The following is an 18,833-nucleotide window of genomic DNA, read 5'->3' as shown; positions in this document are numbered from 1 at the left end:
GCATAGTGCGGCTTTTTGAGTATCTGTTAGTAAACTGGGTTGTTTAGCGTGTGCCGTAAACAACGATAGTTTTACCATGGGCAGAAATCAGGTTCTGCTCTTCTAGCATCTTCAAGATACGACCAACAGTCTCACGGGAACAACCAACGATCTGGCCGATTTCCTGACGGGTGATCTTGATTTGCATACCGTCTGGGTGAGTCATTGCATCTGGCTGTTTAGCCAGGTTCAATAGTGTCTGCGCGATACGGCCTGTTACATCCAGGAATGCCAAGTCACCGACTTTCTGGCTAGTCACCTGAAGGCGGCTTGCCATTTGCGCAGAAAGGCGCATCAGGATATCTGGGTTAACTTGGATAAGCTGGCGGAACTTCTTGAAAGAAATTTCTGCAACTTCACAAGGGGTCTTAGCTCGAACCCAAGCGGTACGCTCTTGGCCTTCTTCGAATAGGCCTAACTCACCGATGAAGTCACCTTGGTTTAGGTAAGACAGGATCATTTCCTTACCTTCTTCATCCTTGATCAGGACCGCAACAGAACCTTTTACGATGTAATAGAGCGTTTCCGCTTTTTCACCCGCATGGATCAAAGTACTCTTTGAAGGGTATTTATGAATGTGGCAATGGGAAAGAAACCACTCTAGAGTTGGATCTGTTTGAGGTTTACCTGGAACCATATTACTAACTTCCTCTGCGTTTGTTGCCCAACAACGACGTCCATTAAAAATGTGGCTGGGCCTAATCATAATTAGCTCGTCGTTTAGGATATTCAGTCAACCGCTGGGCTGCAAGCTCACGTGAATAATTAGTTCAGATTTTATCTTTTTTCGGCGCGCTTTTCTTGATATTGATCTATGTGAAATGGCCATTTTGTAGTCATAAGTGTGCACATGATCACACAGTTGCTAGATTGTGCCGAAACCCTCTATAAGTTGTAAGGAGAAACCAATGCAATCACGAGTGAAATGGGTCGAAAATATGACCTTTCTAGGGCAGTCAAATTCCGGCCACAGCGTGGTGATGGATGGCAATGGTGGCGAAAAAGCACCGAGCCCAATGGAGCTGGTACTGATGGCTGCGGGTGGGTGTAGTTCGGTAGATGTGGTGGATGGGCTTAAATCTGCCGGGCAGAAAATCACCGGTTGCGAAGCGCAAATCAATTCGGTTCGCCGCGAGCAGGCACCACGTATTTTTACCACCGCTAATTTGCATTTTGTGGTGACAGGTGAAAACCTGGATGAAGCCGTTGTGGCAAAAACTGTGGCCGACTCGTTGGAAAAATACTGCTCAGTGTGCCTTATGCTAGGTGAAGGGGTCGAGATGACTCACTCATATGAGGTGATAGAAGAGTAAGCGCTTGGAGACGGAATCCTAGTTCCTAGGAAAAGCAGGCAGAGCGAAAGAGCGCGATATTTTTTTAGGTCTTTAGGGGGGGCAGGACTCAGGACCCCATAAAACTCTAAGTAGCGAGTAGCTAATCAGCTCTCGCTACTTCATTTATATAACCTTGGACTATCCGATTTTCCCTGTATCAATCAGCTGTTGGATAAGTGGCCGCATGATCAATTCCATCGCAAAACTCATTTTTCCGCCGGGCACTACCAAGGTGTTGTGGCGCGACATAAACGACCCTTGGATCATCGACAGCAAGTAAGGGAAATCAACTTTCTTGATCCCGCGGAAGCGGATCACCACAAAGCTTTCGTCCAGACTTGGAATTGCCTTGGCACTGAACGGGTTGGAGGTATCGACTGTCGGTACCCGCTGGAAGTTGATGTGGGTACGGGAGAACTGCGGGGTGATGTAATTCAGGTAGTCATCCATCGAGCGCACAATAGATTCCATTACCGCCTCACGGGAGTGGCCACGATCCCGGGTATCCCGGACTATTTTCTGGATCCATTCCAGGTTGACGATCGGTACCATACCGATTAGCAAATCAACATGCTGGGCGGCATTGACCTCACCATCGACCACACCGCCGTGTAGACCTTCATAGAACAATAGGTCGGTATTTTCCGGTAGAGTCTGCCAAGGTGTGAAGGTCCCAGGCATTAGGTTGTAGGGCACGGCTTCGTCGAATGTGTGCAGGTAACGGCGGAACTGGCCGCTACCGTCTTCACCGTACTGGCGGAAAAACGTCTCTAGCAACGGGAAATCGTTGGCTTGGGGGCCGAAATAACTGATATGACGGCCTTGCTCTTTGGCTTTGCGGATCTCGACGTCCATCTCCGGTCGGGTAAACCGGTGGAAACTGTCGCCTTCAAGCCAAGCAGCATTGATGCTCATCATATTGAACATCTTACGGAATGCTTCGGAGGTGGTAGAGGTACCCGCTCCCGAGGACCCTGTTACTGCAATAATCGGATGTTTTGCAGACATGACAAACCCTGTCGTTAACATTAACGGAAAGAGTTATTAACAGGGCTGGGCGTTAAGGTCAAGCCGGGATGTCAAAAATGCTGGGTCTACAGAGTTTACGCAGGGTTAACTTTGCCCCAGTTGGCGCTTGGATTTGATGTCGATGGTCTCATGCAGTTCGGAGTAAACAATCACAGCTTCGCCGTTTTCTAACTGCTGACGTACCCGATCAACCTTGGCGGCCATCGATAGCTCACGCTCGCCGTAGTCGGTGCCTTCGCGCAGTACAAAATGCTCTATCAGGTTGGTCAGGGTATCGGAGTCAATGTCTTGCCATGGGATATTCATAGTTAAGGGTTATCTGTTGCGAACGGTTAGGGCAATTATATTGGCAAATGTATCAGTTGTAGAGGGGGAAAGTACTTGGCCAGTAGCCAGCGGCTAATGGCCCTAGAGAGCGCATAGGGCAGAAGCTTTACCGCGAGTGGGCTTTACAGATTCTTTTCATCGCCTATCGCCTGTTTAAACCACTCCGGTACCGTCTTCTCCAGCCAGAAGTCCGGTTGGTGCCATGAGCCTGTGACAAATCCGACATGGCCACCTTTCTGGTACAGGTCGTATTGAATGTGCGGTGGCAGTGGTATGGTAGGAATGACCGCTTCAGTCATGAAGGGATCGTCTTTAGCGTGGATCACGCGTAATGGAATCTTCACCTCACTCAGGCGTGGCAATCCGCTACAGCGTTGATAGTAATCGGTGGCATCTCTGAAACCGTGCAGGGGAGCGGTGACAAGTTCGTCGAACTGCCACAAGGTGTCTAGCTGCTCAATATCATCACGGGTAATGGGCATTGCATCGGGCAAAGCGGCAATCTTCCTACTGAGGTTGCGCTTCATCGAGCCAAGCAGGTATTGCTGGTAGACTTTGGAAAACCCTTGCTGGATCCGCTCCGAGCAAGCGGCTAAATCCAGCGGCGGGGAAATAACTTGAGCGGCACTGATCTCTGAGTGCTCGCCATTTTCGGCCAGGTAGTTGACCAGCATGTTGCCTCCGAGTGATACACCGACGGCAAAGAAAGGTTGGGTGGGTAGTAACTGGCGCAGCCACTGGAGAAAAAATCGCGCGTCACTGGTTTCGCCCGAGTGGTAACTGCGGGGCTTGCGGTTCATCTCGCCGCTACAGCCGCGAAAGTGCATCATCACCCCGAGCCAGCCTTGCTGGGTTGCCGCATGGAGCAAACCATTGGCATAGGGACTGTGGAAGCTGCCTTCCAAGCCATGGAATAGGATCATCACTGGCTGGCTGGGTTTGCACTCGGCCAGAGGTGCTGTCCAGGCTAAGTCTAGGAAATCACCGTCTGGGGTTTCGATGCGTTGGGTTAAAGGCGTAAACAATGGCTTACGGCGCAAAAAACGCGGCAGTAGGGTTTGTAGGTGAGGGTTACCTAGTCCCTTGGCTGGGTTGAAAGCCATTATCATCATTATTACTCCTCTGCTTGGTATTACTTCGCCATTAGTTTATCTACCAAAGTCATTGCCCCTAGGCGGTGGCAGTAGCGGGCCAGATTGGCGGCATATGTGGTCGCCGACTCTTGCTCTGCTACGTAGCAAAGCGGCATTTGGTTTAGCGTTGCAATCAAATCGTGTTGTTGCTGGCGCTCCATTTGCAGTTCAAAGTCTTTGAGCTGTTGGTAACCCTGGTCATCAAGCTGGGACTTCAATGCCCTGCGCATATGGCGGTAGCGATCCAGCTGCCCTTCGGTTGGCTGGAGGCTATCTTCCAACCGCTGTACTTGTTCGGAAGACAGATCAATGACTTGTGAATCAAGCCACAGCATCAGTAGTGCCAGATTGACACTGCCCTCGTGGAAGGTTTGCAGTGCAAGACAGGCGGCCTCGACGTCCGCCTTGAAGTAATGACTATAGCTAAACAGCCAGAAGGCATCATGGCTCAGCGGCTCATGGCGCGAGTCATGATGGCCCTGTTCATCAATCCGGGGCATGTTGTTGCTCCATGGCTTCGAGTTCTTCCTGAAGTTCCATCCACTCCATCTCGACCTCTTCCAGTGCTGACTTAGCATCCGCCTGACGCTGTAGCTGCTCATTCAAGCGTGCCTTATTTTCAGCTTCGTAGATGCTGCCGTCACTGAGCTGAGTCTCGGCGTCGCTGATCGTCGTATTGAACTTGTCCATCTTGGTTTCAAGCTGGGTGATTTTCTTGCGGATAGGCGCGGTCAGCTTACGCAGCTCCGCTTCAAGGCGTTTTTGCTCCTTGCGCGAGGCCGCACTGTTGTCTTTGCTGACTTCTGGTTTACTGGCTTGCTGTTCGCGGCGCTCGTTACGCTGCTGTTCGGTCAGCCACTTGTGGTAGTCATTCAAGTCGCCATTGAACGGCACGACTTGGCGGTCATGGACCAGATACAGGTCATCAGTGGTGGCACGCAGCAGGTAGCGGTCGTGGCTGACAATAACCATGGCCCCTTCATAAGATTGTAGGGCGAAGGTTAGTGCCTGACGCATGTCGAGATCGAGGTGGTTGGTCGGTTCATCGAGTAGCAACAGGTTAGGGCGCTGCCACACAATCAATGCCAACACCAAGCGGGCTTTTTCACCACCGGAGAACGGGCCGACCTTTTCCAGCGCTTTGTCACCCAAAAAGCCGAAGCTGCCAAGGTAATCACGTAGCTGCTGTTCCGTTGCCTGTGGCGCGATCCGGGCCATATGTTGGACTGGGGTATCATCCAGATACAGGGTCTCAAGTTGGTGCTGGGCAAAGTAGCCAATCTTCACCCCTTGGGAATAGGTTAGATCACCGGCTTTGGCCGGGAGATCGCCAGACAGCATCTTGATCAGGGTTGATTTACCTGCACCGTTACGGCCAAGCAGGCCGATACGGCTGCCCGGCACCAAATTCAACCGGATTTTCTCGAGGATCAGGTTGTCGTCATAACCGGCGGCGACCTGATCCATCATCAAGATTGGATTTGGTAGGGCGCTAGGCTCGCGGAATTCGAAACTGAATGGGTTATCGAACTGGGCTGGCAGTACTTTTTCCATCCGTTCCAGTGCTTTGATCCGGCTCTGGGCCTGACGGGCTTTGCTGGCTTTGTAGCGGAAGCGGTCGATATATGACTGCATATGCGACATTTGTTTTTGCTGTTTCTGGTACATCGCCTGCTGCAAAACCAATTTTTCTGCCCGTTGGGTCTCAAACGACGAATAGTTACCGGTGTAGCTATTCATGGTTTGGTTTTCAACATGGATGATCCGGTTGACGACTGGGTCGAGGAAGTCGCGGTCATGGGAAATAAGTACCAGCGTGCCACGGTAGTTTTGTAGCCACTTCTCCAGCCACATCACCGCATCGAGATCCAAGTGGTTGGTCGGTTCATCGAGCAACAGCAGATCGGAGCGGCACAGCAGGGCCTGCGCAAGGTTGAGGCGCATACGCCAACCACCCGAGAACTGAGTCAGGTGCCATCGCATCTGTTCTTGCGAAAAGCCAAGGCCGTCCAATAACTCTGCAGCACGGGCGCGGATGCTGTAGCCGCCAATGGCTTCCAGTTTGCCATGGAGTTCAGCCACCTTGTTGCCGTTGTCTGCATGCTCAGCGGCAACAAGATCAGCTTCCAGTTGGCGGAATTCACGGTCACCGTCAATCACATATTCCAGCGCTTCGCGTTCGAGAGCTGGGGTTTCCTGTGCTACCCAGGCGAGCTCCCAGTTGGCCGGATACTGACAGTTGCCCGCATCGACGCTGAGCTCATGCTTGAGTAGGGCAAACAGGGTGGATTTACCACAGCCATTTTTGCCGACCAGACCGACTTTGTCGCCCGGGTGGATAGTCGCTGTGGCTTGATCGAGCAAGACTTTGCCACCGCGTAGAAGTTGGATATCGGAAAAAGTGATCATTGACTGTGTCGGGGGACCCCGCTCCGCAAAAAACTAAATGCAAGAATAAGTGCGGAGTCTACCGCAAAGCGGCGATGACCGCTAATACCACCATACAAGGATAAATAACAAGGATGCGAATGGTTAAAAGTGATTAATCGATCTACTTTGCCTGCAATTATGTATTATGTGGATATAGGTTAATGAAACGTTGTAACTTACGGCGCTATAGGCATATTTTGTCGTATAACAAGGAATGCTATGACAGCAAAAGGACTTCCTCGCATACTCGTGCTCTATGCTCACCCTGATCCAGAGGCCTCGGTCGCCAACAGCGCCATGCTGGCTGCGATTAGTCAGCTTTCCCATGTCACGGTCCATGATCTCTATGCGGCCTATCCTGATTTCTTTATTGATGTCACCTTCGAGCGGGAGCTGGTGAGGGATCACGACATCATTGTTTTCCAGCATCCTCTTTATATGTACTCCTGCCCGTCACTGCTAAAGGAGTGGATTGATGTGGTTCTCTGTAAGGGGTTTGCCCATGGTGAGGGTAACCAAACCACAGGCAAGTATTGGCGCTCGGTGATCACTACAGGTGGGGCAGCGGAAGCTTATACCCCGGATGGCTATAACCGCTGCAGTATGGCGGAAATCCTGCGGCCGTTTGAGCTCAGTGCGATGCTGTGTCGGATGACGTGGCTGCCTCCTTTGGTGTTGCATTGGGCCCGTCGGGTGCCGATTGAGGAGCGCAACCAGCATAGCGAGGACTATCGTCAATGGTTGGAAGCGCCCGGTGCATTGATGGAGGAAGCGAAGTATGGCGAGTGATGTACTGTCAGTCAGCGTCGTGTTCCTTGCCGCAGCGGTAGTCGCTGTGCCTATCGCCCAGCGTTTGGGGCTTGGTTCGGTGCTGGGCTATTTGTTGGCTGGGATCGCGATTGGCCCGTGGGGACTGAGGCTGATCTCCGATGTCGACGCTATTCTCCACTTCTCCGAATTTGGTGTGGTGTTGCTGTTGTTCCTTATCGGGTTAGAGCTGAACCCCAAGAAGCTATGGCAGATGCGCAAACCTATTTTGGGGCTGGGCGGTAGCCAGGTGGTGGTAACTACTTTAGTGATTGCCGCTTTGGTGTTGGTGCTGGCCGGGCAGTCATTTTTGCCGGCGGTGTCATGGCGTGACGCCTTGGTAGTCGGGATGGGACTGGCGTTGTCATCGACGGCCATCGCTTTACGGGTGATTGAAGAGCAGAATCTTGGTGGCAGTGAAACTGGCCAGTCTGGCTTTGCCGTTCTGCTGTTCCAGGATATCGCGGTGATCCCGATGCTGGCGATATTGCCAGTGTTGGCGGGCGGCGGTGGCGGTAGCTGGCTTGATTTTGCTTGGATGATCGGTGGCATTTTGGCCTTGTTGGTCGGTGGACATTTTTTATTGCGTCCACTGTTTCGCTGGGTGGTACTCAGTGGGGTACGCGAGTTGTTTAATGTCGCGGCGTTGCTGCTGGTCATTGGTATTGCCTTGGGGATGCAGTCGCTCGGGCTGTCGATGGCCCTGGGAACTTTCCTTGCCGGGGTGTTGTTGGCCGAGAGTGAATACCGCCATGAGCTGGAAATTGCCATCGAGCCTTTTAAAGGATTATTGCTGGGATTGTTTTTTATCTCGGTCGGCATGGCCGTTAATCTTGGGTTGTTACTGCAGTATCCGCTGCAGATATTGCTAGCTGTTTTTGCGCTGATCAGTATCAAGGGCTTTATCTTATATGGCTTGGCAAGGATCTTCGGTACCCGTGCCAAGTCACGCAGCCAGATGGCAGCGATTTTGAGCCAGGGCGGGGAATTTGCCTTTGTTCTGTTTACTGCAGCTATGGGAGAGGGACTGCTGGGCCGCGAGTTATCGTCTTTCTTGCTGGTGGTGGTGAGTTTGTCGATGATGACGACACCATTGATTTTGTTGTTACAGGACAAGTGGTTCATCCACACCTTCAAAGCGGAAGCCGAGGCTGAACTGGAGTCGGATGTAATTGACCGAGAACCCCGGGTGATCATTACCGGATTTGGTCGCTTTGGACAGGTAGTCGGACGCTTGCTGTTTGCCAACAAGATCCGGGTAACCGTTCTGGAACGCGATCCGAGCCAAATTCAGTTCCTGCGTAAATTTGGTTACAAGGTCTACTACGGTGATGCAACCCAGTTGGATTTACTGCGCGCTGCCGGCGCCGACAAAGCGGAGGCCATTATTATTTGTACTGATGAACCGGATGAAGTGATGGAAGTCGTCGATTTATGCCAGCAGTATTTTCCTAAGCTTAAAGTACTGGCAAGGGCCAGAAGTCGGGTCGAGGCGCACCAGTTGCTCAGTCATGGGGTCGAGAATTTTTCCCGGGAAACTTTTGCTGGTGCCCTTGATTTGGGCCGTCAGGCCCTCATATCTCTTGGCATGCACCCTTATCAGGCCAAGCGGGCTGAGGCACATTTTCGCCGCTTGGATACCACCGCCTTGAGAGATTTACTTCCGCAGCACTCTGAGGATGTCCATCTGGCAACCCGAGCACGTGAAGCGCGCAAAGAGCTGGAAGAGATTTTTGACCGGGAGATGCGGGGGGAGCGCGAACGGCATGATGGCTGGGACTGACAAGTCTCCCTAATTAACACAGAGGCAAGGAGCGAAAGCATGGCCAAGAAGCGATTTATCGCCGGTGCAATCTGTCCAAGCTGTAGTCAGCAGGATACGCTGCGCTGGTGGCAGGAAAATGATGTGGAGCGGGTTGAATGTGTGTCTTGCGGTCATGCCGATGTGAGAGCACCGCAATCGGTCGAGCAGAGCGAGCAACTCTCTTCACAAACCAAACAACAAGTTATCGGTATATTTAAGCCCGAAGACTGATTTGGCTGAACAGCCTTTAAACAGAATATTGGCATCTAGCTGCCATTATCCGGTATCATGCGGGCGAAATCCTTTGATACCCAGTTCAAAATTGGAGTAAACATGAAAGTCGCTAAAGACATCGTAGTAAGCCTGGCTTACCAAGTGAAGACCGAAGAAGGCGTTGTTGTTGATCAGTCGACAACTGAAGCACCTCTTGATTACCTACACGGCCACAACAACCTGATCGTAGGTTTGGAGAAGGCGCTTGAAGGCCGCGAAGCTGGCGACAAGTTTGAAGTGACAGTTGCTCCAGAAGAAGCGTACGGTGAGCACGTGGACGAAATGGTTCAGCGTGTACCGGCTGACGTATTCCAGGGCGTAGACGAAATTACTGTTGGCATGCGTTTCCTAGCTGATACTGATCAGGGTCCAATCCCTGTAGAAGTTACAGAAGTTGACGGTGACCACGTTGTTGTTGACGGCAACCACATGCTAGCGGGTCAGACTTTGACTTTCGGCGTAGAAGTTGTTGCGGTACGAGCTGCGACTGAAGAAGAAGTTGCTCATGGCCATATCCACCAGGGCGGCGGTTGCTGCGGTGGCGGTAGCTGTGGTGATCACGACCACGGTGAGCAGGAAGAAGGCTGCTGCGGCGGCGAAGGCGGCTGCTCTCACTAATCGTTAATGGTTAGTATTAAAAAAGGAAGCCATTGGCTTCCTTTTTTTGTACCCAGCACCGGCTAGTAATGCGGTGGCGGTGTCTCTTCCGACTCGCTGGCCATATTCGATGGCTCTATGCCCTTGACCTTGCCAACCATGAATTTCAACTGGGTCTGCATTTTATCAATCAGGAACTGCTGCTCAGTAAGGGCCTGGTTTAGCTCCTCGATAGTCTGCTCCTGAAAAGCCTGCTTCATTTCAAGCTCGTCGATACGGGCCTGTAGCTGTTCGATTTCTTTCATTGCGTTATTCCGTCGTCCATTGCTGGGCGATACCTGCCGAAGTTCCCGAGACCACATGACCGTCGGGAGTAATGGCCACATCATACACCACCGCTGCTGGGGGTCGAGTATCTTGTTTGGCTGCTGCCTCCCAGCGGCCGAGGTTATCCCCGGTTTGGGTATCCCATAATTCTACCCGTCGGGCAGGGGTGCCAGTAGCAAGCCGCTTGCCGTCATCGGAGAAGCGGGCACTAGATAAAATCTGCTGTCGCAGACGCACGGTCAGTGACGAAATTTGCTCACCGCTTGGTAATTCCCAAATCACGATCTCGTTGCTGCCGTCGGCGGTCATTGCCAGCTTGCCATCACGCTGTAGGGCCACTCGGCTGATCCGACTCTGATGCTCGAACTGCTGGAGGATCTGGCCACTTTGGGTGTCCCACAGATAGGCAGAGTGATCATTTCCTCCTGACAGGGCATAGCGACCATTGGCAGAAATTGCCACCGAATTGACTTTTTCTCGGTGGGCGAGGAACTCTAGCCGTCTTCCGCTGCCCAAGTCGACGTACAGGGCTTTGCTGTTGGACAGGGCAAGCAGGACATGTTGGCCGTTGTTGGCAACGGAAACATCGCGGATCAAACCGTCGGAAATGGACCACAGTCCCTCGGATTGGCCCCAGGCTAGATCCCAGACGGCAAAGTTTTGTGCCGTGGCGGTAATGGCGTAGCGTCCGTTGTCGGATATCTGGCTACTGAGCACCGTATTGTGATGTGGATCTTGAGAACCAAAATCAGCTAACTTTTTGTTTTGCTGTAAATCCCACAGCACGATACCTTGTTGGGCTGAGTGGTAGAGAGCAAACCGTCCGTCCCGGCTCAGGCTGAAACTGGTGGTGCCTTCTGGTGCAAGATCCCAGCGTTGTAACTCTGTACCGGAAAAAAAGCAGCCAGTGAGAATGAAAAGTGCCAAAATGAAGCTGGGCACGTATCTTTTTGTTTGCATTAAGGTCTTGTTCCACTTGGTTAACACATAGTGTCATTTCCTTATGAATATACTGCTGGGCAGTGAATTCATAAGGTGCATATTAGTATATTGATCTACAGTGCTTTTCATACTGCTTGTTGAAAAGGCTGGTGAATGATTTTTGAGGTTTTGCCTCAGTTTAAAATGGAGAAATACATGAAACCTGTTCTAAAGATGTCTGTTTTGGCTGCAACAATCCTGCTAGCTGTAGGCTGCCAAGATGAGAAAGCAGCGGAAACAAAACCGGCAGAGCCTGCAAAAGTAGAGCAGGTCGCAGCGGAAGCCGCACCGGCGACATTTGCTACTGAAGATGACAAAGCTGCTTATGCGATCGGTGCTTCATTGGCCCAATACCTAGCCGCTAACCTAGATCAGCAGAAAGAGCTAGGTTTGGAACTGAGCCGTGAGCAAGTACTTGCCGGTGTGACTGACGTATTTGCTGGCCAGAGCCGTCTAACAACGGAAGAGACTCAGCAGGCGCTTCAGTCGCTGGATCAACGTGTGTCTGAAATGGCGCAGCAGCAAGCACAGGAAGAAGCAGAAAAGAACATTAAGGCAGGTGAAGATTACCGTGCTGAATTCGAGCAGAAAGACGGTGTAGTCAAGACTGATTCAGGCTTGCTTTACCAAGTAGATACTGCCGGTGAAGGTGACAAACCAGCAGCAACAGATACCGTTAAAGTACACTACAAAGGGATGCTAACGGACGGCACTGAGTTCGATAGCTCTTACGCTCGTAACCAGCCTGCGACATTCCCGCTAAACCAAGTGATTTCTGGTTGGACTGAAGGCGTACAGCTAATGCCTGTTGGTTCGAAGTTCACTTTCGTTATCCCGCCAGAGTTGGCTTACGGCTCTCAGGCAAATCCAAGCATTCCTGCTAACTCTACTCTAGTGTTCGAAGTCGAGTTACTAGATATCGTTAAAGCAGAACAGCCAACTGCAGAAGAAACGCAGTAAGTCTCGTCGCTTTACTACCATATTGGTCATTATTAAAAAACCCAGCGAAAGCTGGGTTTTTTTATCATTCTAGTTGTATATGACGTGAAAATGTTCAGGCTAGTGTCTGAAATCTGATAAACTTGCAAGCAAGATTTGAAAATTTATCAATCGCCGTGAAAGATTCTATCTCGGTGAGGCATAGCCCATTCTATTAATTTTTCCCATTTCTGTGGAAAGAAGTTAAATAGAATGGGTAACAGCAAGGAAGATAATCGCGTGGTATCTACTGAAAACTTTGGCTCAGATGTGATGGTCGAGAACGACTTAATTGAGCCGCGTGCTTTTAGCGAGCACGATTACATTATCCTACGTTCTTACGAGGCGGTCGTCGATGGTTTGGCGGCACTGATTGGCCCGTTCTGTGAAATCGTACTTCACTCGCTAGCCGATCTTAATACCTCGGCCATCAAGATCGCCAATGGTGAGAATACCGGTCGTAAGGTCGGTTCGCCTATCACCGATCTTGCCCTGCGCATGCTGCGTGATATCGAAGGCTCAGAACGTAATTTCTCCCGAGCTTACTTTACTCGCGCCAAGGGTGGGGACTTGATGAAGTCGATTACCATTGCTATCCGCAATGGAGATAATGACATCATTGGTCTGCTGTGTATTAACGTCAATTTGGATGCGCCTTTCTCGCAGATCTTACAATCCTTCATGCCAACCGATGAAGCTAAGCAGGCAGCATCGAGCGTTAACTTCGCCAGTGATGTTGATGAGCTTGTGGATCAGACTGTTGAACGCACCATTGAAGAAATTAATGCCGACAAGAATGTCTCGAACAATGCCAAGAATCGTCAGATCGTGATGGAGCTGTACGACAAGGGGATTTTCGATATCAAAGATGCGATCAACCGAGTTGCTGATCGTCTCAATATCTCCAAGCACACGGTATACCTCTACATCCGCCAGCGTAAGACTGAGGATGGCGAAAAATGAGCCTGAACTATGTGCTGGTAGTGGAAGGACCTGTTTACGGGACCCAATCGGCACGATCGGCTTATCAGTTTGCTCAGGCGCTGTTGGCGGAAGGGCATGGTTTGTCGCGGGTTTTTTTCTATCAAGATGGGGTCCATAACGGCTCCGCCTTAACGGCCCCGGCGTCCGACGAGTTTGACTTGGTGGCTGCTTGGCAGCAGTTGGCACAGGAGCATGGCACAGAGTTGCAAACCTGCGTGGCTGCCGCCTTGCGTCGGGGGGTCATTAGCCCACAGGAAGCTGAGCAGAATCAGTTGGCGGGCAGCAACCTAGCCACAGGTTTTGAGCAAGCAGGCCTCGGCGGGTTGGCTGAAGCGATGCTGACGGCTGATCGCGTCATTCAATTTTAACGGGATAGTCATGACAACGTTAGGTTTTGTATTCCGCCACGCGCCACATGGTATTGCCTCGGGACGCGAGGGGTTGGATGCTGTGTTGGCCACGTCGGCCTATAGTGAAGATATTTCGCTTTTCTTTCATGGTGACGGTGTTTACCAGTTACTTGATGGGCAGCAGCCGCAGGGGATCCTGTCACGTGATTATATTGTTACGTTCAAGATGTTAGAACTTTATGATATCGAGCAGGTTTATGTCTGCCGCCAATCGCTGCAGACGCGCGGGCTAACTGTCGATGATTTGCTTATCGATGTGATTGAGTGCGAGCCGGCTGTATTCTCCGAACACCTCCATGCCTGCCAGCGCGTTTTGACGTTCTAATTTTTTCCATCTTTAGCACAACCAACAAAACCATATTCACTCAGGCATAGTTTCGAGGCACAGACAGTATGCTGCATATTTTTACCCGCTCCCCATTCCAGTCTCAAGCCTTCAGCGAAGCTAGGGCGATAATCAGCAAAAATGACTCGATTTTACTGATCCAAGACGCAGTAATCGCTGCGACGGTAGAAAATAGCCCAATTTTTCAGTTTAACGATGCCGGCGTAAAAATTTATTTACTGTCTGAGGATATCATTGCCAGAGGACTGCAAGGCAAGCTTAGGCTTGATATTGATGTTATTGATTATAAAGGGTTTGTTGGGTTGACTGTTGATAATGAAACCCAGATGAAATGGGTTTGATAGGGACTCTCAAACCTTGGAAAACCAGTGGATATTTGGTTGATTAAGAAATAATCATTTAATTGATCGCTGGTTACATCTTGACACCCTTGGGTGCGATGCCTAAAATTTCGCGTCCTCCTGTTGTTGGGAGGCAGATTTTTCATCTTTACGAAAGTAATATTTCAGGAGCTATTTAATGGCAACTATTAACCAGTTGGTACGTAAGCCACGTGCTAAGCAAGTTGTAAAAAGCAACGTGCCTGCACTAGAAGCGTGCCCACAGAAGCGTGGTGTATGTACTCGTGTATACACTACTACTCCTAAGAAACCTAACTCAGCATTACGTAAAGTATGTCGTGTTCGTCTAACAAACGGTTTCGAAGTAACATCATACATCGGCGGTGAAGGTCACAACCTTCAGGAGCACTCAGTTGTTCTTATCCGTGGTGGTCGTGTTAAAGATTTGCCAGGTGTGCGTTACCACACCGTTCGTGGTGCACTTGACTGTGCAGGCGTTAACGACCGTAAGAAAGGTCGTTCTAAGTACGGTGTGAAGCGTCCTAAGTCTTAATGGATTCCGTTAAGTAAGGCCAAACACTAAAATTATTTAATTTTGAAGAAACTGTAAAGTTTTGGATAACCTGAAGACACAACGGAGATTTCCATGCCACGTCGTCGCGTAATTGGTCAGCGTAAGATCCTTCCAGATCCAAAGTTCAAATCTGAGCTGCTGGCAAAATTCGTCAACATCCTAATGGTTGACGGTAAAAAATCTACTGCAGAAAAAATTGTTTACTCTGCACTAGAAACTATGGCTGAGCGTTCTGGTGAAGAACACCTAGCTGTATTCGAAAAAGCTCTTGAAAATGTACGTCCAGCGGTAGAAGTTAAATCTCGCCGTGTGGGTGGTTCAACTTACCAGGTGCCTGTAGAAGTACGTCCAGTACGTCGTAACGCACTAGCTATGCGTTGGTTGGTTGAAGCTGCGCGTAAGCGTGGTGAAAAATCTATGGCTCAGCGTCTAGCAGGCGAAATGCTTGATGCGGCTGACAACAAAGGTTCTGCTGTTAAGAAACGTGAAGACGTTCACCGTATGGCAGACGCGAACAAAGCGTTCGCACATTACCGCTGGTAATTTACCCGGTAATACAAATAGGGCGCGGCAAGCTTTGCTTGTCGCGCCTAAACCATACTCTAAGGACCCCCTTAGTAAGAGGATACTGCCGTGGCTCGTAAAACGCCTATCGAGCGCTACCGTAACATCGGTATTTGTGCTCACGTTGACGCCGGTAAAACAACAACTACCGAGCGTATCCTGTTTTATACAGGTTTATCTCACAAAATTGGTGAGGTTCACGACGGCGCAGCTACCATGGACTGGATGGAGCAGGAGCAGGAACGTGGTATCACCATCACATCTGCTGCGACTACCACCTTCTGGCGTGGTATGGAAGCTCAGTTCCCTGAACACCGCGTAAACATCATTGATACCCCAGGACACGTTGACTTTACTATCGAAGTAGAGCGTTCATTACGTGTACTTGATGGTGCTGTTGTTGTTTTCTGTGGCTCTTCGGGTGTTGAGCCTCAGTCTGAAACCGTTTGGCGTCAGGCTGATAAGTACGAAGTGCCGCGTATGGTTTTCGTAAACAAGATGGACCGAGCTGGTGCTGACTTCCTTCGTGTTGTTGACCAGATCAAAAACCGTCTTGGTGCGAGTCCAGTGCCAATTCAATTGAATATCGGTGCTGAAGAAGAATTTAAAGGCGTTGTTGACCTTATCAAGATGAAGGCTATCAACTGGGATGAATCTGATCAGGGTATGTCATTTACCTATGAAGATATTCCAGCTGACATGGTTGAGCTTGCTGAGGAATGGCGTCAGAACCTGGTTGAATCAGCTGCGGAAGCAACTGAAGAGCTGATGGACAAGTACCTTGAAGAAGGTGAGTTGTCTGAAGCGGAAATTAAAGCCGGTCTTCGCCAGCGTACGCTAGCGAACGAGATCGTGCTTGCAACCTGTGGTTCAGCATTTAAAAACAAAGGTGTTCAGGCTGTACTTGATGCAGTGATTGAATTCCTGCCTTCGCCAACGGAAGTGAAAGCTATCCGCGGTGAAGACGAAGACGGTAACGAAGTTGAGCGCCATTCAAGCGATGATGAACCATTTTCAGCGCTAGCGTTCAAAATCGCAACCGACCCATTCGTTGGCACCTTGACCTTCATGCGTGTTTATTCTGGAGTTGTAAATACTGGCGACACCGTCTACAACTCTGTAAAAGAAAAACGCGAGCGTTTCGGACGTATCGTACAGATGCATTCGAACAAACGTGAAGAAGTGAAAGAAATCCGTGCCGGTGATATCGCAGCGGCGATCGGCCTGAAGAATGTCACTACCGGTGACACTCTATGTGACCAAAACCATAAAGTGGTTCTTGAGCGCATGGAATTCCCAGAGCCTGTAATCCAAATTGCTGTTGAGCCTCGTTCTCAAGCTGACCAAGAAAAAATGGGTATTGCGCTAGGTAAACTGGCGGCAGAAGACCCATCGTTCCGTGTCGAAACCGACGAGGAATCTGGTCAAACCTTGATTTCAGGTATGGGTGAGCTTCACTTAGATATCATCGTAGATCGTATGAAGCGCGAATTCAGCGTTGAGTGTAACGTTGGTAAGCCTCAGGTTGCATATCGTGAAACTATCCGTGGTAAAACGGAAGTGGAAGGGAAATTTGTGCGCCAGTCAGGTGGTCGCGGCCAGTATGGTCACGTATGGCTGAAAATCGAACCATCGGAGCCTGATGAAGGTTTCGTGTTCGTGGACGAAGTCGTTGGTGGTGTGGTACCGAAAGAGTACATTGGTGCTGTTTCTAAAGGTATCGAAGAGCAGATGAACAACGGTGTGCTTGCAGGCTATCCTGTAATGGATGTCAAAGCGACCTTGTTTGACGGTTCTTACCATGACGTTGACTCCAACGAAATGGCATTTAAGATTGCCGGCTCTATGGCTTTCAAGAAGGGGGCGCTAGAAGCTCAACCCGTTATTCTTGAGCCATTGATGAAGGTTGAAGTAACCACTCCGGAAGACTGGATGGGTGATGTTGTTGGTGACCTTAATCGTCGCCGCGGCATGATCGAAGGTATGGATGAAGGCCCTGCTGGCCTGAAAATTGTCCGTGCCAAAGTACCGCTTTCGGAAATGTTTGGTTACGCAACTGACCTGCGTTCAGCGACCCAGGGTCGAGCGTCATACTCAATGGAATTCAGCCAATACGCTGATGTTCCAAAGAATGTCGCCGATGCTATCATCGCCGAGCGTGGTTAATCGCAAGATCTATATTGCGCCAATGGCTGTTGGCGCATAAAATAGCAACTTCTGGCACGTCCCATATTTTTGTCAATGGGGCGTATCACAACTAGGAAGGAACACGATCGTGTCTAAAGAAAAATTTGAACGCGTAAAACCGCACGTAAACGTTGGTACTATCGGCCACGTTGACCACGGTAAAACAACTCTAACTGCTGCTATCTGTACTACGCTTGCAAAAGTGTACGGTGGCCAAGCTAAAGACTTCGCATCTATCGATAACGCTCCAGAAGAGCGCGAGCGTGGTATCACAATCTCTACTTCTCACGTAGAGTACGATACTCCAACTCGTCACTACGCACACGTAGACTGCCCAGGACACGCCGATTACGTTAAAAACATGATCACTGGTGCTGCTCAGATGGATGGTGGTATCCTAGTTGTTGCTGCAACTGATGGCCCTATGCCTCAGACTCGTGAGCACATCCTACTAGGCCGTCAGGTTGGTATCCCTTACATCATCGTGTTCATGAACAAGTGTGACATGGTTGATGACGAAGAGCTTCTAGAGCTAGTTGAGATGGAAGTTCGTGAACTTCTTTCTGAGTACGAATTCCCAGGTGATGACTGCCCAGTAATCATGGGTTCTGCTCTTGGCGCTCTAAACGGCGAGAAAGAGTGGGAAGACAAGATTGTTGAACTAGCTGAAGCTCTAGATAACTACATCCCAGAGCCAGAGCGTGCAATCGATCTACCATTCATCCTTCCTATCGAAGATGTATTCTCAATCCAGGGCCGTGGTACTGTTGTTACTGGTCGTGTTGAGCAAGGTATCATCACTGTAGGTGACGAAGTAGAAATCATCGGTATCAAAGACACTACTACAACTACTTGTACTGGTGTTGAGATGTTCCGTAAGCTTCTTGACGAAGGCCGTGCTGGTGAGAACGTTGGTGTTCTTCTACGTGGTACTAAGCGTGACGAAGTTGAGCGTGGCCAGGTTCTTGCTAAGCCAGGTTCAATCACTCCACACACTACTTTCACTTCAGAAATCTATGTTCTTTCTAAAGATGAAGGCGGTCGTCACACTCCTTTCTTCAAAGGTTACCGTCCACAGTTCTACTTCCGTACAACTGACGTAACAGGTACTATCGAGCTACCTGAAGGCGTAGAAATGGTAATGCCTGGTGATAACATCTCTATGACTGTTACTCTAATCGCACCTATCGCGATGGACGAAGGTCTACGTTTTGCTATCCGTGAAGGTGGCCGTACAGTTGGTGCTGGTGTTGTTGCAACTATCGTTGCTTAATAACGCTTAGTACAAACTCTGTACTAAAAAAGGGAGCTTCGGCTCCCTTTTTGTTTTTCTCTCGCATCTAAAATGAAAGCCTCTGCCTTGATTGG

Annotated in this window: 22 protein-coding genes; 14 read left to right on the top strand and 8 right to left on the bottom strand. The window is 50.0% G+C overall.

What is annotated here, in order from left to right:
- Positions 1-43: 43 nt before the first annotated feature.
- The gene (gene crp, locus ACVA58_RS16420) at positions 44-676 is read right to left on the bottom strand and encodes a cAMP-activated global transcriptional regulator CRP (RefSeq protein ID WP_036801200.1); all 633 of its coding nucleotides are present in this window, start codon (positions 674-676) and stop codon (positions 44-46) included.
- Between the two features lie 271 nt (positions 677-947).
- Between crp and ACVA58_RS16415 the strand changes: the two genes are divergently transcribed.
- Entirely contained in the window at positions 948-1,352 is a 405-nt protein-coding gene (locus ACVA58_RS16415; protein ID WP_446511459.1) for an OsmC family protein, read from the top strand.
- A gap of 159 nt (positions 1,353-1,511) precedes the next feature.
- Here the strand turns inward: ACVA58_RS16415 and ACVA58_RS16410 are convergent, their stop codons facing one another.
- From ACVA58_RS16410 to ACVA58_RS16390, 5 genes are all read right to left on the bottom strand, one after another.
- The gene (locus ACVA58_RS16410; RefSeq protein ID WP_428654145.1) at positions 1,512-2,381 is read right to left on the bottom strand and encodes a phosphoribulokinase; all 870 of its coding nucleotides are present in this window, start codon (positions 2,379-2,381) and stop codon (positions 1,512-1,514) included.
- A gap of 105 nt (positions 2,382-2,486) precedes the next feature.
- The gene (locus ACVA58_RS16405) at positions 2,487-2,708 is read right to left on the bottom strand and encodes a YheU family protein (RefSeq protein WP_446511458.1); all 222 of its coding nucleotides are present in this window, start codon (positions 2,706-2,708) and stop codon (positions 2,487-2,489) included.
- Between the two features lie 143 nt (positions 2,709-2,851).
- The gene (locus tag ACVA58_RS16400) at positions 2,852-3,835 is read right to left on the bottom strand and encodes a hydrolase (protein WP_446511554.1); all 984 of its coding nucleotides are present in this window, start codon (positions 3,833-3,835) and stop codon (positions 2,852-2,854) included.
- Between the two features lie 26 nt (positions 3,836-3,861).
- Positions 3,862-4,362, bottom strand: a complete 501-nt coding sequence (locus tag ACVA58_RS16395) for a TIGR02444 family protein (RefSeq protein ID WP_446511457.1) — start codon at positions 4,360-4,362, stop codon at positions 3,862-3,864.
- The gene (locus ACVA58_RS16390) at positions 4,349-6,271 is read right to left on the bottom strand and encodes an ABC transporter ATP-binding protein (protein ID WP_446511456.1); all 1,923 of its coding nucleotides are present in this window, start codon (positions 6,269-6,271) and stop codon (positions 4,349-4,351) included. The genes ACVA58_RS16395 and ACVA58_RS16390 overlap by 14 nt, the downstream gene beginning before the upstream one ends.
- Before the next feature lie 240 nt (positions 6,272-6,511).
- Between ACVA58_RS16390 and kefG the strand changes: the two genes are divergently transcribed.
- The 4 genes from kefG (at position 6,512) to slyD (ending at position 9,794) form a co-directional block, all read left to right on the top strand.
- Positions 6,512-7,081 (top strand): glutathione-regulated potassium-efflux system ancillary protein KefG, encoded by a 570-nt coding sequence (gene kefG / locus ACVA58_RS16385; protein WP_446511455.1) that lies wholly within the window; start codon positions 6,512-6,514, stop codon positions 7,079-7,081.
- Positions 7,071-8,882, top strand: a complete 1,812-nt coding sequence (kefB, locus tag ACVA58_RS16380; protein ID WP_446511454.1) for a glutathione-regulated potassium-efflux system protein KefB — start codon at positions 7,071-7,073, stop codon at positions 8,880-8,882. Before kefG ends, kefB begins: the two co-directional genes overlap by 11 nt.
- 39 nt (positions 8,883-8,921) lie before the next feature.
- Positions 8,922-9,134 (top strand): YheV family putative zinc ribbon protein, encoded by a 213-nt coding sequence (locus ACVA58_RS16375; protein WP_446511453.1) that lies wholly within the window; start codon positions 8,922-8,924, stop codon positions 9,132-9,134.
- Positions 9,135-9,236: 102 nt separating this feature from the next.
- Positions 9,237-9,794 (top strand): peptidylprolyl isomerase, encoded by a 558-nt coding sequence (gene slyD / locus ACVA58_RS16370; RefSeq protein WP_446511452.1) that lies wholly within the window; start codon positions 9,237-9,239, stop codon positions 9,792-9,794.
- A 62-nt stretch (positions 9,795-9,856) separates the two neighbouring features.
- On the opposite strand, the gene ACVA58_RS16365 is transcribed toward slyD, so the two are convergent.
- Complete coding sequence (locus tag ACVA58_RS16365) at positions 9,857-10,078, bottom strand: SlyX family protein (protein WP_107349846.1); 222 nt, start codon at positions 10,076-10,078, stop codon at positions 9,857-9,859.
- A 4-nt stretch (positions 10,079-10,082) separates the two neighbouring features.
- Entirely contained in the window at positions 10,083-11,060 is a 978-nt protein-coding gene (locus ACVA58_RS16360; protein WP_446511451.1) for a WD40 repeat domain-containing protein, read from the bottom strand.
- Between the two features lie 177 nt (positions 11,061-11,237).
- On the opposite strand from ACVA58_RS16360, the gene fkpA reads away from it, so the two are divergent.
- The 9 genes from fkpA to tuf all read left to right on the top strand — a co-directional run bounded on the left by fkpA (position 11,238) and on the right by tuf (position 18,738).
- Positions 11,238-12,041 carry an FKBP-type peptidyl-prolyl cis-trans isomerase gene (gene fkpA / locus ACVA58_RS16355; protein WP_446511450.1) on the top strand — a complete coding sequence of 268 codons (804 nt, stop codon included), beginning with the start codon at positions 11,238-11,240 and terminating at the stop codon, positions 12,039-12,041.
- A gap of 291 nt (positions 12,042-12,332) precedes the next feature.
- On the top strand, positions 12,333-13,022 hold the full coding sequence (locus tag ACVA58_RS16350) for a helix-turn-helix transcriptional regulator (RefSeq protein ID WP_373689530.1): 690 nt from the start codon (positions 12,333-12,335) through the stop codon (positions 13,020-13,022).
- Positions 13,019-13,411: a sulfurtransferase complex subunit TusD gene (gene tusD / locus ACVA58_RS16345; RefSeq protein WP_446511449.1), complete on the top strand. Its 393-nt coding sequence runs from the start codon at positions 13,019-13,021 to the stop codon at positions 13,409-13,411. The genes ACVA58_RS16350 and tusD overlap by 4 nt, the downstream gene beginning before the upstream one ends.
- 10 nt (positions 13,412-13,421) lie before the next feature.
- Positions 13,422-13,778 carry a sulfurtransferase complex subunit TusC gene (tusC, locus tag ACVA58_RS16340; protein WP_446511448.1) on the top strand — a complete coding sequence of 119 codons (357 nt, stop codon included), beginning with the start codon at positions 13,422-13,424 and terminating at the stop codon, positions 13,776-13,778.
- 68 nt (positions 13,779-13,846) lie between these two features.
- Positions 13,847-14,140 (top strand): sulfurtransferase complex subunit TusB, encoded by a 294-nt coding sequence (tusB, locus tag ACVA58_RS16335; protein WP_446511447.1) that lies wholly within the window; start codon positions 13,847-13,849, stop codon positions 14,138-14,140.
- 178 nt (positions 14,141-14,318) lie between these two features.
- The gene (gene rpsL, locus ACVA58_RS16330) at positions 14,319-14,693 is read left to right on the top strand and encodes a 30S ribosomal protein S12 (protein ID WP_005417208.1); all 375 of its coding nucleotides are present in this window, start codon (positions 14,319-14,321) and stop codon (positions 14,691-14,693) included.
- A 93-nt stretch (positions 14,694-14,786) separates the two neighbouring features.
- Complete coding sequence (gene rpsG, locus ACVA58_RS16325) at positions 14,787-15,257, top strand: 30S ribosomal protein S7 (protein WP_005371760.1); 471 nt, start codon at positions 14,787-14,789, stop codon at positions 15,255-15,257.
- A gap of 90 nt (positions 15,258-15,347) precedes the next feature.
- Positions 15,348-17,444: an elongation factor G gene (gene fusA, locus ACVA58_RS16320; protein ID WP_446511446.1), complete on the top strand. Its 2,097-nt coding sequence runs from the start codon at positions 15,348-15,350 to the stop codon at positions 17,442-17,444.
- Between the two features lie 109 nt (positions 17,445-17,553).
- Positions 17,554-18,738: an elongation factor Tu gene (tuf, locus tag ACVA58_RS16315; protein ID WP_446511445.1), complete on the top strand. Its 1,185-nt coding sequence runs from the start codon at positions 17,554-17,556 to the stop codon at positions 18,736-18,738.
- The last annotated feature ends 95 nt before the right edge of the window (positions 18,739-18,833 follow it).

The sequence above is a fragment of the Photobacterium sp. DNB22_13_2 genome, from assembly GCF_052873915.1.
The sequence above is the reverse complement of the archived record's forward strand: the minus strand, read 5'-3'. Positions and strand labels throughout refer to the sequence as shown.

What these genes read in the sequence shown, in the direction of transcription:
- kefB (WP_446511454.1), top strand. Translation starts at nt 7,071, where the DNA reads ATGGCGAGTGATGTACTGTCAGTCAGCGTCGTGTTCCTTGCCGCAGCG.
- crp (WP_036801200.1), bottom strand. Translation starts at nt 676, where the DNA reads ATGGTTCCAGGTAAACCTCAAACAGATCCAACTCTAGAGTGGTTTCTT.
- tusC (WP_446511448.1), top strand. Translation starts at nt 13,422, where the DNA reads ATGACAACGTTAGGTTTTGTATTCCGCCACGCGCCACATGGTATTGCC.
- slyD (WP_446511452.1), top strand. Translation starts at nt 9,237, where the DNA reads ATGAAAGTCGCTAAAGACATCGTAGTAAGCCTGGCTTACCAAGTGAAG.
- tusD (WP_446511449.1), top strand. Translation starts at nt 13,019, where the DNA reads ATGAGCCTGAACTATGTGCTGGTAGTGGAAGGACCTGTTTACGGGACC.
- ACVA58_RS16350 (WP_373689530.1), top strand. Translation starts at nt 12,333, where the DNA reads ATGGTCGAGAACGACTTAATTGAGCCGCGTGCTTTTAGCGAGCACGAT.
- ACVA58_RS16410 (WP_428654145.1), bottom strand. Translation starts at nt 2,381, where the DNA reads ATGTCTGCAAAACATCCGATTATTGCAGTAACAGGGTCCTCGGGAGCG.
- ACVA58_RS16360 (WP_446511451.1), bottom strand. Translation starts at nt 11,060, where the DNA reads ATGCAAACAAAAAGATACGTGCCCAGCTTCATTTTGGCACTTTTCATT.
- fkpA (WP_446511450.1), top strand. Translation starts at nt 11,238, where the DNA reads ATGAAACCTGTTCTAAAGATGTCTGTTTTGGCTGCAACAATCCTGCTA.
- rpsL (WP_005417208.1), top strand. Translation starts at nt 14,319, where the DNA reads ATGGCAACTATTAACCAGTTGGTACGTAAGCCACGTGCTAAGCAAGTT.
- ACVA58_RS16405 (WP_446511458.1), bottom strand. Translation starts at nt 2,708, where the DNA reads ATGAATATCCCATGGCAAGACATTGACTCCGATACCCTGACCAACCTG.
- rpsG (WP_005371760.1), top strand. Translation starts at nt 14,787, where the DNA reads ATGCCACGTCGTCGCGTAATTGGTCAGCGTAAGATCCTTCCAGATCCA.
- kefG (WP_446511455.1), top strand. Translation starts at nt 6,512, where the DNA reads ATGACAGCAAAAGGACTTCCTCGCATACTCGTGCTCTATGCTCACCCT.
- ACVA58_RS16390 (WP_446511456.1), bottom strand. Translation starts at nt 6,271, where the DNA reads ATGATCACTTTTTCCGATATCCAACTTCTACGCGGTGGCAAAGTCTTG.
- ACVA58_RS16415 (WP_446511459.1), top strand. Translation starts at nt 948, where the DNA reads ATGCAATCACGAGTGAAATGGGTCGAAAATATGACCTTTCTAGGGCAG.
- ACVA58_RS16375 (WP_446511453.1), top strand. Translation starts at nt 8,922, where the DNA reads ATGGCCAAGAAGCGATTTATCGCCGGTGCAATCTGTCCAAGCTGTAGT.
- tusB (WP_446511447.1), top strand. Translation starts at nt 13,847, where the DNA reads ATGCTGCATATTTTTACCCGCTCCCCATTCCAGTCTCAAGCCTTCAGC.
- ACVA58_RS16395 (WP_446511457.1), bottom strand. Translation starts at nt 4,362, where the DNA reads ATGCCCCGGATTGATGAACAGGGCCATCATGACTCGCGCCATGAGCCG.
- ACVA58_RS16365 (WP_107349846.1), bottom strand. Translation starts at nt 10,078, where the DNA reads ATGAAAGAAATCGAACAGCTACAGGCCCGTATCGACGAGCTTGAAATG.